This is a genomic window from Streptomyces spororaveus, assembly GCF_016755875.1.
Classification (GTDB): Bacteria; Actinomycetota; Actinomycetes; order Streptomycetales; family Streptomycetaceae; genus Streptomyces; species Streptomyces spororaveus.
Genome location: NZ_BNED01000005.1, coordinates 5,100,374 through 5,116,308 on the forward strand (window position 1 = coordinate 5,100,374; position 15,935 = coordinate 5,116,308).

Here is a 15,935-nt window from a genome sequence, read left to right on the forward strand (position 1 = left end):
TCTGACTCAATGAGTGCTAACGACGCTCCATGGTGACGTATTCCGGCCGATCAGTCCACCGTCACCGGCACGCGGTGACCCATCCCACGCTCGTTCACCCGGTTACGGGAGGCCGGCGAGGCGGTGGTGCGGGTGCCCGCCGGGGCCGCCGACTTCGCCGTGGCCTGCGCCGTTGCCTGCGCCGTCGACCGTGCCTGAGCCGGAGCCTTCGCCTGCGTCTCGGCCGCGGCCGAGGGTGCGGCCTCCTGCGCGGACGCGTTCACGATCCGGCTCGGGGCCTTCGGCGCGAGCCTCGACCGCAGCGACAGCAGGGCGGTCAGCGCGAGCGCGGTGGCACCCATGGGCACCAGGAAGCCGAACGAGGATCCGTGCGCGTCCGTCAGGCGGCCGGCCAGGATGACGGCGATGGCCTGACCGAAGGCGATCGAGCCGGTCAGCCAGGTGAAGGCCTCGGTCCGCGCGTTCGCGGGGACCAGCTGCTCGACCATCGTGTAGCCGGTGATCAGCGCCGGGGCGATGCACAGGCCCACGACCAGGCCGAGCGCGCCCAGCAGGATCATCGAGTTCGCCGCCCACAGGACGGACGCGGCGGCGGTGAGGCCGATGTAGCCCAGGATCAGCCGGCGACGCGGGCCGATCTTCCAGGCGATGGCGCCCATGGCGATACCGGCGATCATGTTGCCCGCGGCGAAGACCCCGTAGAGCAGGCCGTTGGCGCCGGGGTTGCCGATCTCGTTGGAGAAGGCGGCGAGGGAGACCTGCATGCCGCCGAAGACGGCGCCGATCCCGAGGAAGGCGAAGACCAGGACGCGCAGGCCCGGGAAGGAGAGCGCGAAGGCGCGCTTCTCGCCGGTGAGCGACGGGGCGTGCGTCTTGGGCTGGCTGGACCGCTGGGCCGCGAAGAGCAGGCCGCCGAGCAGGGTCAGCGTGGCCTCGGTGACCAGGCCGGCCGCCGGGTGGACGCCGGTGCACAGCGCGGTCGCCAGGACCGGGCCGACGACGAAGGTGAACTCGTCGGTGACGGACTCGAAGGCGGCGGCCGTCGGCAGCAGCGGCGAGCCCTCCAGCTTGGCGGCCCAGCGCGCCCGGACCATCGGTCCGACCTGCGGCACCGAGGCGCCGGTGGGTACGGCGGCCAGCGCGAGCGCCCAGACCGGCGCGTCCAGCAGGGCGAGCGCGGCCAGGCCGGAGACGGCGGCGGAGTGCGCGATGACCACGGGCAGCAGGACGGCGGTCTGGCCGAGGCGGTCGGTGAACATGCCCATCAGCGGGGCGGACAGTGCCATCGAGATGCCGGTGACGGCGGCGACGATGCCGGCGCTGCCGTAGGAACCGGTGGTGTGCTGGACCAGCAGCAGGATGCTGATCGTCAGCATGCCGAAGGGGAGTCGTGCTGCGAAGCCGGGGAGTACGAAGCCGAGGGCGCCGGGAGTGCGCAGGAGCTGCCCGTAGCCGGGGCGGGCGGACGTGTCGGTCGTGACCGCGGATGTCACGGCCTTGCCTTTCCGCTGCCTGGTAGAGCGTCCCCGTCTGCGGACGGTGCTCCGCCTTGTGAGCGGCCGCACCCGTACATGTGGGAGCCCCGAGAGCTGTCCTCTTGCGCAGAACCGAGTGATACCTGGGCGCCCACTTCGGGGTGGTGCCACGGCCGCTTTGCGGTCGCGCCAGCTCTGCGTCAGGCAGAGTTGGTTCGATCTGGTGTGCCTTCATCGTACAGGGAAAGCCACTACCACGCCCTGTGAATTCGGCGACAAGGGGTGTCTTCACCTGGGATTAACGCCCGCTTCGCATGTAAAGAGCCCGGAAAAGCAGGCAAAAGCGGACATAGCTCGGCGAATTCGGCCGAATTAGAACGACGCTCTAACGTGCGGCGGGTCCGCCCGTGCCCAGCCACCCCGCGAGCTTGCCGCCCCGGGCCACCGCCCGCAGCCGCGCCTCCGCCGCGTCCCGGACCGGATCCGTGGCCACCACCAGCAGCTCGTCCCCGCGCCGCAGCACGGTCGACGGCGCCGGTACGAAACTCTTCGCGTCCCGGACCACCAGCGTGACCGAGGCCCCCGGCGGCAGCCGCAGCTCGCTCACCTCCACGCCGTGCATCCGTGAGGCCGTCGGGATGGAGAAGGAGAGCAGGTGTCCGCGCAGCTTCTCCAGCGGCGCCGACTCGATCCCGAGGTCGAAGGCGCCCTCGTCCCCGTTCCCGAGGTTCAGCTTGCGCGCGAGCCAGGGCAGGGTCGGACCCTGCACCAGCGTGTAGACGACGACCAGCACGAAGACGATGTTGAAGACGCGGTCGCTGCCCTCGATCCCCGACACCATCGGGATGGTCGCCAGGATGATGGGCACGGCGCCGCGCAGGCCCGCCCACGACATCAGGACCTGCTCCTGCCAGGAGATCCGGAAGGGCAGCAGGCTGATGAAGACCTCCAGGGGCCGCGCCACCATCGTCAGCACCAGCCCGATGATCACGGCGGGCCAGAAGTCGCGCACCAGCTCGTGCGGGGTGACCAGCAGGCCCAGCAGGACGAACATGCCGATCTGGGCGATCCAGCCGAGCCCGTCGGCGAACCCCCGGGTGGCGGGCCAGTGCGGGAGCTTCGCGTTCCCGAGCACCATCGCGGCCAGGTACACCGCGAGGAAGCCGGAGCCGTGCGCGATGGCGCCGGCCGCGTACGCCACGATGGCGATGGCCATCACGGCGATCGGGTAGAGGCCGGAGGCGGGCAGCGCCACGTGCCGCAGCCCGTAGGCGCCCAGGAAGCCCACGGTCAGGCCGATCGCGGCGCCGATCGCCAGCTCCAGGGCGATCTTGCCGATCAGCACGTACCACTCGTCCACCGGGCCGACGGTCGAGAAGGCCACGACCAGGATGACCACGGGTGCGTCGTTGAAACCGGACTCGGCCTCCAGGACACCGGTGATCCGTGCGGGCAGCGGGACCTTGCGCAGCACCGAGAAGACGGCCGCCGCGTCGGTCGAGGAGACGACCGCGCCGATCAGCAGGGCCTGGCGCCAGTCCAGTCCGACGAGGTAGTGCGCTCCCGCCGCCGTCACGCCCACACTGACCGCGACGCCCACCAGCGACAGCATGACCGCGGCCGGCAGGGCCGGCTTGATCTCTTTCCACTTGGTGCCCAGACCACCCTCGGCGAGGATCACGACGAGCGCGGCATAACCGATGACCTGGGTCAGCTCGGCATTGTCGAATACGACGTTGCCGATGCCGTCCTGTCCTATCGCGATGCCTATGCCGAGGTAGATGAGCAGGCTGGGGAGGCCGCTGCGTGAAGAGATGCGTACCGCCGCCACGGCGACGAGCAGCACGAGCGAGCAGACCAGCAGAAGCTCATTGAGCGTGTGGACAGTCAGCGGGCGGCCCTCCTCAATGCGCCCGGCGGAGCGATCCTCCCGGCGGCAAGTTCGGCAAGTAGTTCGTTACCTTACCTAATCTTTGACGCGCCCTTTACGCGATAACCACATTGTGAAACGCCTGTTCGCCCCTGTCCTCGTCAGCTCCACCCCTGGCGGATCAACGAAGTCGGTCCTGCGCCTATGGTTGCTCCCAGCACTCCCAGGACCACCCTGCCCCTCTAAGGACAGCGATGCCCGCCAACGAAACCGCTCCTCCCGTCAAGAAGAAGGGACGACGCGCCCGTCTGATCGTGCTCGTCCTGGTCCTGGCTCTCGTCGCGGGCCTCGGCTACGGGGCGTACTGGAGCGTGGACGGCGTGCGCGCCTCCTTCCCCCAGACGACCGGCTCACTCAAGGTGCCGGGCCTGACCGGCGCCGTCGACGTCAAGCGCGACGCCCACGGCATTCCCCAGCTCTACGCAGACAGTGACGAAGACCTCTTCCGCGCGCAGGGCTTCGTGCACGCGCAGGACCGGTTCTGGGAGATGGACGTACGACGTCACATGACGTCCGGCCGGCTCTCCGAGATGTTCGGCTCCGGCCAGGTCGAGACCGACGCCTTCCTGCGCACGCTGGGCTGGCGCCAGGTCGCGCAGGCCGAGTACGACAGCAAGCTGTCGGCCGAGACCAAGAAGAATCTCCAGGCCTACGCCGACGGGGTCAACGCGTACCTGAAGGGGAAGTCCGGCAAGGACCTCTCCGTCGAGCACGCCGCGCTCAAGCTCAGCGACGACTACCAGCCCGAGAAGTGGTCGCCGGTGGACTCGGTGGCCTGGCTCAAGGCGATGGCGTGGGACCTGCGCGGCAACATGCAGGACGAGATCGACCGCGCGCTGATGGCGACCAAGCTCTCCCAGGCGCAGATCGACGAGCTCTACCCGCCGTACCCCTTCGACCGGAACAAGCCGATCGTCGAGGGCGGCAAGCTCGACGGCGGAAAGTACACCCCGCAGGGCGTCCCGGGCAGCGGCTCCGGCACCGGTACCGGCTCGGGCAGTGGATCCGGCGGCGGCAACGGCGTCGGTACCCAGACCTCGACCGTCACGGGTCCGGTCGACGGGCAGGCCAACGGCCTCGCCGGCAGCACCGCCGCCCAGGGCGCGACCGTGGGCCTGCGCACGCAGCTGTCCTCCCTCGCCGACACCCTGGACAAGATCCCCGCGATCCTCGGCCCCAACGGCAGCGGCATCGGGTCGAACTCCTGGGTCGTCTCCGGCAAGTACACGACCACCGGCAAGCCGCTGCTCGCGAACGACCCGCACCTGTCCCCGCAGCTGCCCTCGGTCTGGTACCAGATGGGCCTGCACTGCCGCGCGGTCTCGCCCCAGTGCCAGTACGACGTGGCCGGCTTCACCTTCTCCGGCATGCCCGGCGTGGTCATCGGCCACAACACCGACATCGCCTGGGGCATGACCAACCTCGGCGCCGACGTCACCGACCTCTACCTGGAGCAGGTCAAGCCCGAGGGCTACGTCTACGACAACAGGGTGCTCCCCTTCGAGACCCGCGAAGAGGTCATCAAGGTCGCGGGCGGCGACAGCAAGAAGATCACCGTCCGCACCACCAACAACGGCCCGCTCGTCTCCGACCGCAGCGAGGAGCTCGGTACGGTCGGCAGCCGCGCGCCCGTCGCCAGCTCCGCCCCCGACCGCGGTGACGGGTACGCCGTCGCCCTGCGCTGGACGGCGCTGGACCCGGGCAGGTCCATGGACGCGGTCTTCAAGCTCGACAAGGCCAAGACCTTCGACGACTTCCGCAAGGCGGCCGCCGACTTCGAGGTCCCGTCCCAGAACCTGATCTACGCCGACAGCAAGGGCAACATCGGCTACCAGGCCCCGGGCCGCATCCCGGTGCGCGGCCAGGGCGACGGCCGGATGCCCGCCCCGGGCTGGGACTCCAAGTACGCCTGGAAGGGCGGCAAGGACTCCAACACCGGCTACATCCCGCAGAGCGAGCTGCCCTGGGACCTCAACCCGTCCCGCGGCTACATCGTCACCGCCAACCAGGCGGTCGTGGAGCCCGGCACCGGCGCCGGCAAGTACCCGAACCTGCTGACCACCGACTGGGGCTACGGCGCCCGCAGCCAGCGGATCAACGACCTCATCGAGGCGAAGATCAAGGACGGCGGCCGGATCTCGACCGACGACATGCGCACCATGCAGATGGACAACAGCAGCGAGATCGCCGCGCTGCTCACCCCGATGCTGGCGAAGATAGAGGTCTCGGACCCGGGCGTGCGGGCCGCGCAGAAGCTCCTCGACGGCTGGAACTACACGCAGGAACCGGACTCGGCGGCCGCGGCCTACTTCAACGCCGTCTGGCGCAACATCCTCAAGCTGTCCTTCGGCGACAAGATGCCCAAGGAGCTGCGGATCGAGGGCAGCTGCATGAGCGTCGTCGGCAACGGCACCGGCCCGGCCGACGACCTCGCCAAGACGGTCCGCGAGTGCGGCACCCGCGGTTCGGACTCCGCGCAGCCCGACGGCGGCGACCGCTGGTTCGAGGTGGTCCGCCGCCTCGTCAAGGACGAGAAGTCGCCGTGGTGGACCACGCCGAGGACCGTCACCCTGCCGGCGGCCACCAACCGCGACGAGCTCTTCGCCCGGGCCATGCGCGACGCCCGCTGGGAGCTGACCGCCAAGCTCGGCAAGGACCAGTCCACCTGGAGCTGGGGCCGGCTGCACCAGCTGACGCTGAAGAACCAGACGATCGGCACCGAGGGCCCCGGCTTCATGCAGTGGCTCCTCAACCGCGGCCCGTGGAACGTGGGCGGCGGCGAGGCCACGGTCAACGCGACCGGCTGGAACGCCTCCAGCGGGTACGGGGTCACGTGGGTGCCGTCGATGCGGATGGTCGTGAACCTCAACGACCTCGACAAGTCGCGCTGGATCAACCTGACGGGTGCCTCGGGGCACGCGTACAACGCGCACTACACGGACCAGACGACGATGTGGGCCAAGGGCGAGCTGCTGGAGTGGCCCTTCGGCAAGGACGCCGTCGAGAAGGCCACGGTCGACACCCTGACCCTCAAGCCCGAGGGCTCGTAGGGGCCGGGGCGCGGATCAGGCCGTCATGAACTGAAGCGGCGCACCCCCGACGGGGTCGCCACCGCTTGCACGGGGTGGTCGTGCGGTTCCTCCGGGACCCGCGCGACCACCTCGTCGTCGTAGAGGAGCACGACCAGCGCGGGATGCGCCCCGGCGCGCTCCAGCCGCTCCAGCACCCGGTCGTACGAGCCCCCGCCGCGGCCGAGGCGCATCCCGCGGCCGTCCACCGCGAGCCCGGGCAGCAGCACGGCGTCGGCCCCGGTGACCGCGTCCGGTCCGAGTGCGGGGCCGGTCGGCTCCAGCAGCCGCATCTTGCCCGGGTGGGCGGCCTCGGCGAGGCCGTCCGGGCCTTCGTACGCCGCCCAGTCGAGGTCGTTGTCGGGCAGCAGCAGCGGGAGCAGCACCTGCTTGCCGGTCGCGCGCAGGGCGTCGAGGAGGTCCCGGGTGCCGGGCTCGGTGCCGATCGAGACGTACGCCGCCACCGTGCGGGCGCCGGTCAGTTCGGGTAGTTCCATGGCTCTGACGGCGAGTGCGGCGGCCGCCGCACGGCAGTTCTCGGGGGACAAGGCACGGCGCGCGGCGAGCAGTTCTCGGCGCAGTCCGGCCTTGGCGGAGGCGGTGGGAGGGTTCGCTGCCACGAGGAAATCAAATATCCTTCCGAATGGGGGCATACCCGTATCTAGCTGCTGCGATCTCGTCTGACGTTCTGCAGAAGCCACTATCGTTCGGGGCATGACTATGTTGCACCCCGTGATCAAGAAGGCCGTGATTCCGGCCGCTGGCCTCGGTACTCGGTTCCTTCCGGCAACCAAGGCGACCCCGAAGGAAATGCTCCCGGTTGTGGACAAGCCGGCCATCCAGTACGTGGTCGAGGAGGCCGTCGGGGCCGGGCTCGACGATGTCCTCATGATCACTGGGCGTAACAAGCGTGCCCTGGAAGACCACTTCGACCGGAACTACGAGCTGGAGTCGGCTCTCATCGCCAAGGGCGACGACGACCGGCTGAAGAAGGTCCAGGAATCCAGCGACCTGGCCACCATGCACTACGTCCGCCAGGGCGACCCCCGGGGCCTGGGCCACGCGGTGCTGTGCGCCGAGCCGCACGTCGGCCGCGAGCCCTTCGCCGTCCTGCTCGGCGACGACCTCATCGACCCGCGCGACCCGCTGCTGCGCCAGATGGCCGACATCTACGCCCGCACCGGCGGCACCGTCATCGCCCTCATGGAGGTCGACCCGGCCAGCGTCCACCTCTACGGCTGCGCCGCCGTCGAGGCCACGGACGAGGAGGACGTGGTCCGTATCACCGGCCTCGTCGAGAAGCCGGAGCCCCAGGACGCCCCCAGCAATTACGCGGTTATCGGCCGCTACGTCCTCAACCCCGCGATCTTCGACATACTGCGGGAGACCGAGCCGGGCCGCGGTGGGGAGATCCAGCTCACCGACGCCCTGCAGAAGCTGGCCGCCGACGAGAGCGTCGGTGGCCCGGTGCACGGCGTGGTCTTCCGGGGCCGTCGCTACGACACCGGGGACCGCGGCGACTACCTGCGGGCCATCGTCCGCCTCGCGTGCGAGCGCGAGGACCTCGGCCCCGAGTTCCGCACCTGGCTTCACCGTTACGTCACGGAGGAGATGTAGCACCTTGAGCAGTTCCGCACCGCAGGACACCGGCCACCGTCTGTGGTCCGTGGACGAGCACCTCGCGGACGTCCTCTCGGCCGTCCGGCCGTTGGAGCCCATCGAGCTCCAACTGCTGGACGCCCAGGGCTGTGTCCTGGTCGAGGACGTGACCGTGCCCGTCGCCCTCCCGCCCTTCGACAACAGCTCCATGGACGGCTACGCCGTCCGGACGGCCGACGTCCAGGGTGCGAGCGAGGAGTTTCCCGCGGTGCTGACGGTCGTCGGGGACGTCGCCGCCGGCAGCGGTGAGCTGCCCACGGTCGGCCCCGGCGAGGCCGCCAGGATCATGACCGGTGCCCCGCTGCCGCCCGGCGCCGAAGCCGTCGTACCGGTCGAGTGGACCGACGGCGGCACGGGCGGCGGCGCGGCCGCCGGGATGACCCCGGCCAGCGCCGCCCCCGAGCAGGCGGGCGGCGAGGTGCGCGTGCACCGCGCCGCCGAGGCACGGGCGCACGTCCGCTCGCGCGGCAGCGACGTACAGGCAGGTGACCTGGCCCTCGCGGCCGGCACGATCCTCGGGCCGCCGCAGATCGCCCTGCTGGCCGCCATCGGGCGCGGCACCGTACGGGTGCGGCCGCGCCCCCGCGTGGTGGTCCTGTCCACCGGCAGCGAGCTGGTTCAGCCCGGCGAGGCGCTCACGGCCGGCACCATCTACGACTCCAACAGCTTCGCGCTGGCCGCGGCCGCGCGGGACGCCGGTGCCATCGCCTACCGGGTCGGCGCCGTCGCGGACGACGCCGACACCCTGCGCGCCACCATCGAGGACCAGCTGATCCGGGCCGACCTGCTGGTCACCACGGGCGGGGTCAGCGTCGGCGCGTACGACGTCGTCAAGGAGGCGCTGTCCTCGGTCGGGCAGTCGGACGAGGGCGACGACGTCGACGGCGGCCGGATGGACTTCCGCAAGCTCGCCATGCAGCCCGGCAAGCCGCAGGGATTCGGCACGATCGGCCCCGACCACACCCCCCTGCTGGCCCTGCCCGGCAACCCGGTGTCCTCCTACGTCTCCTTCGAGCTGTTCGTACGCCCCGCCATCCGCACCCTGATGGGGCTGCCGGAGGCCGAGGTGCGGCGGCCGAGCGTGCGGGCCGTGCTGGAGGCGGACAAGGCCCTCGGCTCCCCGGCCGGCCGCCGCCAGTTCCTGCGCGGGAAGTACGACGCCGTGAGCGGCACGGTCAGCCCGGTCGGCGGATCGGGCTCCCACCTGATCGCCGCGCTGGCGCATGCCGACTCCCTGATGGTCGTACCGGAGGACGTCACCTCGGTGGAGCCGGGGACCGAGCTGGAAGTGGTCCTGCTCGGCTGAAGTCGGGCCGGTGCGGGTAGCGTGTGTCGCACCACACAGGCTCCCCGGGAGCCCAGAGCGGAGCGGCGCAGCAATGAGTACCGAGAGCAGGCTCACCCACATCGACGAGGCCGGCGCGGCCCGGATGGTCGACGTGTCCGGGAAGGACGTCACCACCCGGACGGCACGGGCCAGCGGACGGGTACTCGTCGCCCCGCGGGTGATCGAGCTGCTGCGCGGCGAGGGCGTCCCCAAGGGCGACGCCCTCGCCACCGCGCGCATCGCCGGGATCATGGGCGCGAAGAAGACGCCCGACCTGATCCCGCTGTGCCACCCGCTGGCCGTCTCGGGCGTCACGGTGGACCTGCGGGTCGCCGACGACGCGGTGGAGATCCTCGCCACCGTGAAGACGACCGACCGCACGGGCGTCGAGATGGAGGCGCTGACCGCCGTCGCGGTCGCCGGCCTCACCGTGATCGACATGGTGAAGGCGGTCGACAAGGGCGCGGTCATCACGGACGTCCGGGTGGAGGAGAAGACCGGCGGCAAGTCCGGCGACTGGGCGCGCTCGTGAACGCGCCGCGCGGCGGCGAGGTCCACAGCCACAGCCACGGCCACAGCGGGAATCGGCACGCCGCGGCCGGTGAAGCCGCGCAGGCCGTGCGGCCGCCGGTCCGGGCCCTGGTCGTCACGGCCTCGAACCGGGCCTCGCAGGGCGTGTACGCCGACAAGGGCGGCCCCCTGCTGGCCGAGGCCCTGGAGCAGCTCGGTTTCACCGTGGACGGCCCCCGGGTCGTCCCGGACGGCGACCCCGTGGAACAGGCGCTGCGCGAGGGCGTGGCGGCCGGGTACGAGGTCATCCTGACCACCGGCGGGACCGGCATCTCGCCGACCGACCGCACCCCGGACGCCACCGCGCGGGTGCTGGACTACGAGATCCCGGGCATCCCGCAGGCCATCCGCGCCGAGGGCCTGGCGAAGGTGCCGACCGCGGCCCTGTCCCGGGGTCTGGCGGGCGTGGCAGGGCGGACCCTCATCGTCAACCTCCCCGGCTCGACGGGCGGGGTGCGCGACGGCCTCGCCGTCCTGTCCCGCGTCCTGCCGCACGCGGTCGACCAGATGCGGGGCGGCGACCACCCCAGACCGGCGGCACCCTCCGGGAGCACGAGCTGAACGGCCCGACCTGGCCGGTGGTCCTGTCGGACGGCGACGTCACGCTCCGGCCGATAAAGCTGCGGGACCAGAAGGCCTGGCGCGAGGTCAACCGGCGCAACCGCGACTGGCTCCGGCCGTGGGAGGCCACGATCCCGCCGCCCGCGCCCTGGGGGCCGGTGGTCCAGCGGCCCACGTACCGCCAGATGGTCCGCCACCTGCGGGCCGAGGCGAACGCGGGCCGGATGCTGCCCTTCGTCATCGAGTACCAGGGCCGGCTGGTGGGCCAGCTGACGGTCGCCGGGATCACCTGGGGCTCGATGTGCGCGGGCCACATCGGCTACTGGGTGGACCGCGAGGTGGCGGGCCGCGGCGTGATGCCGACGGCGGTCGCGCTGGCGGTCGACCACTGCTTCGGGAAGGTCGGCCTGCACCGGATCGAGGTGTGCATCCGCCCCGAGAACATTCCGAGCCGGCGGGTCGTGGAGAAGCTCGGCCTGCGCGAGGAGGGGCTGCGGCCGCGCTATCTCCACATCGACGGGGCCTGGCGTGACCACCTCGTCTACGCCGTCACGGTGGAGGAGGTCCCGGAGGGACTGCTGCGGCGCTGGCACCGGGCGCGCCACTCGCAGTCCCCGCCGAATGGCGGAAGCCGCCCCGAGCGACGATAAACGAATATCTGTTCGAATTAATGGCCTCGGGTAACCGATTCGCCCATAACCTGATCCGAAGAATCACAAAAAAAGTCCGTGATATCAGCGAGATCGCGCGACACACCGGCCCAATTGGCCGATCCCCTCGGCCGTACCCCTCTACGGTGTGAGGTGTGAGCAGCAGCGGCCTCATCTACGCAGTCATTGTCGGGGCCTGGGCCGCCTACTTGGTGCCCATGTGGCTCCGGAGGCAGGACGAGCTGAACGAAGCCCGTCCGACGGAACGCTTCTCCACTGCCATTCGGCTGCTTTCCGGCCGGGCGGGAATGGAGCGCCGTTACGCCAAGGGGCTGCGTGAGCGAGGTGACGAGCAGGCGGAGCCCCAGCCCCACGCGGACCCGGACGCCGCGACGGAATTGGTCGATTCCGTCGACGCCGACGCCCGGGCCTTTGCCGTGCCCGCGACCAGGGCGGAGCCGAGACCGGCCACCGTCGAACGGGAGCAGCGCGCGGAGCGGGCCCGGCGCGAACAGCGCCTCCAGGTCCTCGCGCGCCGCCGGCGCACCACCGCACTCCTCTTCCTGGTCTTCACCCTCGGCGCGATCGTCGCCGCGGTGGGCGGCCTGCGCTACCTGTGGGCTCCCGCCGTGCCCGCCCTGCTGCTGAGCACGTACATCGTGCACCTGCGGGTCCAGGAGCGGCGGCGCTACGAGTTCACCATGGACCGGCGGCGCGCCGAGGCGGCCGCACGGCAGCTCCGGGAGAACCGCCCGAGCCGCCGTGAGCCCGAGGCCGCGGCCGGCAGCGAACCGGACCCTGCACCACCGGTCTCCCCGCAGGAGGCCGGACGGCGCGCCCTGGTCGAGCAGACCGACCACGCCGAGTGGGTGGACCAGCAGCGCGAGCGCGAGCGCGGCCCCGCCCGCGGTGACAGCTGGGAGCCGGTCCCGGTCCCGCTGCCGACGTACGTGACGGCCCCGGTGGCCCCCCGCGCCACGGGCCCGGCGGCCCCGGACGCCTGGAGCTCGACCCGCTCCAGCACGGCCGAGCCGACGGAACCCCGCCTGCGCGCCCAGCCCGCACCGCCCGCGCCGGACCCGAAGCCCCAGACCACCCCGCGTCCGCGCGGCCAGGGCAGGGGCCGCACCCCGCTGTTCGACCAGTACGAGGGCGAGGACCGCCCGCGCGCCGCGAACGAGTGATCGGTGACCTGCGCGGACGCTCCGGGATATCGGTTTTGGAGCACCCGCGCGGGGATGCTAATGTTTCACACGTCGCAAGGGCCTGTGGCGCAGTCTGGTAGCGCACCTCGTTCGCATCGAGGGGGTCTGGGGTTCAAATCCCCACAGGTCCACAGACGACAGTTCGCGAGTAGCTCTCGTGAACGTCACGAGATCCCGCCCGGTCGAAAGACCGGGCGGGATCTCGGCGTTTGCGGCATCCGGGCCGACCGGGGGCCGGACCGGATGCCGGGGCGGGCCGCTACCTCACTTGGCTGACGTGCTCGCGGTGAACAGGTCCTCGACGCTCAAGGGCTTGCCGTTGCCCGAGGACTGAGTCAGCCCCTTCGAGGAGGACTGGAGCTCCTGCGCCGCATCGGGGTCCCGCGGGGTCTCCAGCACGCCGTCGTTGACTCCGACCACGCACTTGGCCGGGGAGGCGCAACGGTACACAGGGCCGTCGGGGCCCTCGTACCAGTTCTTCAGATAGAAGACGTACTGTCCCTTCGGCAGGGCGTCCGAGATGTCCTTGAGCGCGGTGACCGGCTCGCGGGTGACTTCGACCAGAGCGGTGGCGGGCTTGCCGCCGCTGGCCCGGTCCACCTGGAGGACCAGGTTCGACGTGCGGTTCGGCGCCTTGCCCGGGTCCGTGTAGTCCCTGCCCTCCTGGACCCCGGTGATCGTGCCGAGCACGATGAGGTCGGTACGCTGGGCGAGCGCCTCGATGCTCGCCGGCGCATTGGCCTCGGACGGGCCGTCGGCGCCGTGGGCCCCCCAGAAGCCCTGCCCCTGGGCGGCCGAGCCTCCCCCGGAACCCGACGAGCACCCCACGGCACCCAGCAACACCGCGGTCGCGACCCCGGCGACCCTGGCGATTCGACTGCGCATCACGATTCTCCTCTTCTCCGGGTCAGTAACGTCCGTTGATGTGGCTCTTGTCGTGAACCGCGTAATAGGTGTGGTCGGGGTTGGCGCGCATGCACGACCGGTCCGCGGACGCGTAGCTGCTGTTGCGGCCCGACGCGTGTCCGAGGCCGACGCTGTGGCCGATCTCGTGACAGGAGAGCGAGCGGTAGTTGCTGTGCGGAAGGCGGTGGTTGAACACGATGCTGTGCTGGTCGCACTTGCCGCTGCTCACGAACTTGATGCATGTGGTCCAGGCGTACCAGCTGGTCTGGTCGCCACTCGGGTTCCAGGTCGCGTATGCCCAGACGTCGACCTGGTTGTTGTAGCTGCGGTCGACGCTCGTGGACATGTCGGTGGGGTCGAGGGAGTGGGTGCGGGCCCATTCCATCCCCGACTTCTGCCCGGAGGAAAGGTCGTCGTCGTAGAAGAAGCTGTGCGCACTGTTGTCCGCGTAGGTCGGGCCGAAGCTGTTGGCCGAAGCGGGCTGCCCCATGGCGAACAGGATGCCCATCGCGGCCGCGAACAGGCTGAACACGCGTATCGAGCGTTTCATGATCCCCTCCCGGTGAGCCTGAAGAAGCGCAGGGGAGAGCACAGTCCGTAACCCTCTGGCCTGCGACGCCCCCGCAGCGCAGCACGCTAGGAGCAGTGGGGTGACGGAAGAAAAGGTTCCTTCAGTTTCAGGCCAACTATGGCTCAAATGGCTTCGGTTGACGGGAGTCGACCTCCAGGGCCGCACTCTCGGCCGGTGGCCGGTCCCGCCTGCGGAGCGGGTGACGCCAGGACGTCACCCGCTGTGGTCCAGGACGAGCTGACGGAGCTCGGCGGCCGAACCGGCGGCGAGCCGGTAGATCCCCTGGACGCCGTGGGAGCGCACCAGCCGCCCGTCCTCGACGTGCCTCAGGGTGCGTTCACCTCGGCGGGAGGTGTACGTCAGACGAGCCAGCAGCTCGGGCGGGACGACCGTGTCGCCGGGGCGGACACCTGCCCGCACGAAGCTCGGCAGCGACTGGTGCGGGCCGCCGAACAGCATCGTGAGGCGCTGGCCGGTATGGCCGCCCCGTGCCAGCCACCGGCACAGATCGTTGGTCCACAAGGTCGTGTAGGAGTTCGGCACGGCAGAACCGTAGACGTGCCCACCGACAGCCGGCCGGGCCCGGCGGAGATCCGGGCGGAAGGCCGGGCAGCATGGGTTCATGACGATCGGTGAGGAACGGGACAGCGGGACGGCCCAGGCCTGGGAGGCCCTCGGCGGGGCGCCCGGGCTCGTCGGGCGGGTGCGCTACCGCGGGGGCGGCGATCTGGCGGAAGGGCCGCTGCCGGTGGCCGAGTTGGCGCGCGCGACCGTCGGGGTGTGCGGGCTGGCGGCGGCGGAGCTGGCCGCGGTGCGGGCCGGGGGCGGGGTGCGGGACGTGGCTCCGCCGGTGGTGGACGAGGGCGCGGTGGCCACGGCGTTCGTCAGCGAGCGGCACCTGCGGGTCGAGGGCCGGGCTCCGGTGATCTTCGCCCCGTTGTCCGGCTTCTGGCGGACGGCGGACGGCTGGGTGCGCACGCACGCCAACTATCCGCACCACGAAGCCGCCCTGGTAAGGGCGTTGCGACTGCCGTCGGCGACACCGGAGGCGGTCCGCGCCGCGGTCGCGGGGAGGACGGCCGTCGAGGTGCAGGAACTCGCGTACGGGGAGGGCGGACTCGCCGTCGCCGTGGCACGCGCGTACGGGGATCCGCAGCCGCTGATCGAGCCCGTACGGGAGACGGGGGCGCGGGGACGGCCGCTCGGCCCGGCCCCGGCCGGCCGGCCCGCTGCGGGGGTGCGGGTCCTGGACCTGACCCGGGTCATCGCCGGGCCCGTCGCGACGCGCACGCTCGGGCTGCTGGGGGCCGACGTGCTGCGGATCGACCCGCCGGGGCTGCCGGAGGCGGACGACGCGTACGCGGACACCGGCTTCGGGAAGCGGTCGGCGCTGCTGGATCTGGCGGAGGCGGCGGACCGGGGCGTCTTCGAGGGACTGCTCGCCGAGGCCGACGTGGTGGTGACGGGCTACCGGCCGGGGGCGCTGGAACGGTACGGGCTCGGGGCGGGGGACCTGCTGGAGCGGTGGCCGGGGCTGGTGGTGGCCGAGCTGTGCGCCTGGGGGTGGCGGGCGCGGGCGCCGTGGGCGCGGCGGCGGGGGTTCGACTCGCTGGTGCAGGCGGGGTACGGGATCGCCGCCGCGTGCGCGGGACCGGACGGGACGCCGGGGGTGCTGCCGGCGCAGGCGCTGGACCACGGGACGGGGTACCTGGTCGCGGCGGGTGTGCTGCGGGCGCTGGCCTCCGGCGGTGGGCGGGGGCTGCGGTTCTCGCTGGCGGGGACGGGGTCGTGGCTGGTGCGGGGGTTGGTGGCGGGGGATGGGGTTCCCCGCGGTGCGGGGTATGCGGCGCAGCCGTGGCTGCGGGAGACGCCGTCGGGGTACGGGGTGCTGCGGCACGCCGCCAGTCCCTTCGGGGAGTGGGCGGTCGGGCCGAGCCGGTGGGGGGCGGACCGGGCCGGCTGGCTCCCCCGGTAGGGGCGGGGCGGGTGCGGCGCCGTTGCCGGGGGCGCGCA

14 protein-coding genes and 1 tRNA gene are annotated in these 15,935 nt (G+C 71.6%); 9 read left to right on the top strand and 6 right to left on the bottom strand.

Features of this window, described 5'->3' with window-relative positions; translation table 11 throughout:
• Positions 1-50: 50 nt before the first annotated feature.
• The gene (locus Sspor_RS25500; RefSeq protein WP_202201205.1) at positions 51-1,493 is read right to left on the bottom strand and encodes an MFS transporter; all 1,443 of its coding nucleotides are present in this window, start codon (positions 1,491-1,493) and stop codon (positions 51-53) included.
• Between the two features lie 367 nt (positions 1,494-1,860).
• Positions 1,861-3,384, bottom strand: coding sequence for a potassium/proton antiporter (locus Sspor_RS25505; protein WP_372499824.1), 1,524 nt, complete (start codon positions 3,382-3,384; stop codon positions 1,861-1,863).
• Between the two features lie 215 nt (positions 3,385-3,599).
• Here Sspor_RS25505 and Sspor_RS25510 point away from each other — a divergent pair, with 215 nt between their 5' ends.
• Positions 3,600-6,455, top strand: coding sequence for a penicillin acylase family protein (locus Sspor_RS25510; protein ID WP_202201206.1), 2,856 nt, complete (start codon positions 3,600-3,602; stop codon positions 6,453-6,455).
• A gap of 23 nt (positions 6,456-6,478) precedes the next feature.
• Here the strand turns inward: Sspor_RS25510 and Sspor_RS25515 are convergent, their stop codons facing one another.
• Positions 6,479-7,093 (bottom strand): 5-formyltetrahydrofolate cyclo-ligase, encoded by a 615-nt coding sequence (locus tag Sspor_RS25515; RefSeq protein WP_237404022.1) that lies wholly within the window; start codon positions 7,091-7,093, stop codon positions 6,479-6,481.
• 94 nt (positions 7,094-7,187) lie between these two features.
• Here Sspor_RS25515 and galU point away from each other — a divergent pair, with 94 nt between their 5' ends.
• From galU to Sspor_RS25550, 7 genes are all read left to right on the top strand, one after another.
• Entirely contained in the window at positions 7,188-8,090 is a 903-nt protein-coding gene (galU, locus tag Sspor_RS25520; RefSeq protein ID WP_202201208.1) for a UTP--glucose-1-phosphate uridylyltransferase GalU, read from the top strand.
• A gap of 4 nt (positions 8,091-8,094) precedes the next feature.
• Positions 8,095-9,438, top strand: a complete 1,344-nt coding sequence (gene glp, locus Sspor_RS25525) for a molybdotransferase-like divisome protein Glp (RefSeq protein WP_202201209.1) — start codon at positions 8,095-8,097, stop codon at positions 9,436-9,438.
• A 73-nt stretch (positions 9,439-9,511) separates the two neighbouring features.
• Positions 9,512-9,991 carry a cyclic pyranopterin monophosphate synthase MoaC gene (gene moaC, locus Sspor_RS25530; RefSeq protein ID WP_081523233.1) on the top strand — a complete coding sequence of 160 codons (480 nt, stop codon included), beginning with the start codon at positions 9,512-9,514 and terminating at the stop codon, positions 9,989-9,991.
• An 86-nt stretch (positions 9,992-10,077) separates the two neighbouring features.
• Positions 10,078-10,590: a MogA/MoaB family molybdenum cofactor biosynthesis protein gene (locus Sspor_RS25535; protein ID WP_202203857.1), complete on the top strand. Its 513-nt coding sequence runs from the start codon at positions 10,078-10,080 to the stop codon at positions 10,588-10,590.
• A 17-nt stretch (positions 10,591-10,607) separates the two neighbouring features.
• Positions 10,608-11,240 carry a GNAT family N-acetyltransferase gene (locus Sspor_RS25540; protein WP_202201210.1) on the top strand — a complete coding sequence of 211 codons (633 nt, stop codon included), beginning with the start codon at positions 10,608-10,610 and terminating at the stop codon, positions 11,238-11,240.
• A gap of 155 nt (positions 11,241-11,395) precedes the next feature.
• Entirely contained in the window at positions 11,396-12,424 is a 1,029-nt protein-coding gene (gene sepX, locus Sspor_RS25545) for a divisome protein SepX/GlpR (RefSeq protein WP_202201211.1), read from the top strand.
• Positions 12,425-12,502: 78 nt separating this feature from the next.
• Positions 12,503-12,576, top strand: a tRNA-Ala gene (locus Sspor_RS25550).
• 133 nt (positions 12,577-12,709) lie between these two features.
• Here the strand turns inward: Sspor_RS25550 and Sspor_RS25555 are convergent.
• From Sspor_RS25555 to Sspor_RS25565, 3 genes are all read right to left on the bottom strand, one after another.
• Positions 12,710-13,330, bottom strand: coding sequence for a hypothetical protein (locus Sspor_RS25555; RefSeq protein ID WP_202201212.1), 621 nt, complete (start codon positions 13,328-13,330; stop codon positions 12,710-12,712).
• 22 nt (positions 13,331-13,352) lie between these two features.
• Positions 13,353-13,901: a hypothetical protein gene (locus tag Sspor_RS25560; protein ID WP_237404024.1), complete on the bottom strand. Its 549-nt coding sequence runs from the start codon at positions 13,899-13,901 to the stop codon at positions 13,353-13,355.
• 234 nt (positions 13,902-14,135) lie between these two features.
• Entirely contained in the window at positions 14,136-14,465 is a 330-nt protein-coding gene (locus tag Sspor_RS25565; RefSeq protein ID WP_202201213.1) for a hypothetical protein, read from the bottom strand.
• A 79-nt stretch (positions 14,466-14,544) separates the two neighbouring features.
• Here Sspor_RS25565 and Sspor_RS25570 point away from each other — a divergent pair, with 79 nt between their 5' ends.
• Positions 14,545-15,897, top strand: coding sequence for a CoA transferase (locus Sspor_RS25570; protein ID WP_202201214.1), 1,353 nt, complete (start codon positions 14,545-14,547; stop codon positions 15,895-15,897).
• Positions 15,898-15,935: the final 38 nt, after the last annotated feature.

Bases quoted from the DNA above. Each gene is read 5' to 3' on its own strand.
- Sspor_RS25510 (WP_202201206.1), top strand. From the start codon at position 3,600: ATGCCCGCCAACGAAACCGCTCCTCCCGTCAAGAAGAAGGGACGACGC.
- galU (WP_202201208.1), top strand. From the start codon at position 7,188: ATGACTATGTTGCACCCCGTGATCAAGAAGGCCGTGATTCCGGCCGCT.
- moaC (WP_081523233.1), top strand. From the start codon at position 9,512: ATGAGTACCGAGAGCAGGCTCACCCACATCGACGAGGCCGGCGCGGCC.
- Sspor_RS25555 (WP_202201212.1), bottom strand. From the start codon at position 13,330: ATGCGCAGTCGAATCGCCAGGGTCGCCGGGGTCGCGACCGCGGTGTTG.
- Sspor_RS25560 (WP_237404024.1), bottom strand. From the start codon at position 13,901: ATGAAACGCTCGATACGCGTGTTCAGCCTGTTCGCGGCCGCGATGGGC.
- Sspor_RS25570 (WP_202201214.1), top strand. From the start codon at position 14,545: ATGACGATCGGTGAGGAACGGGACAGCGGGACGGCCCAGGCCTGGGAG.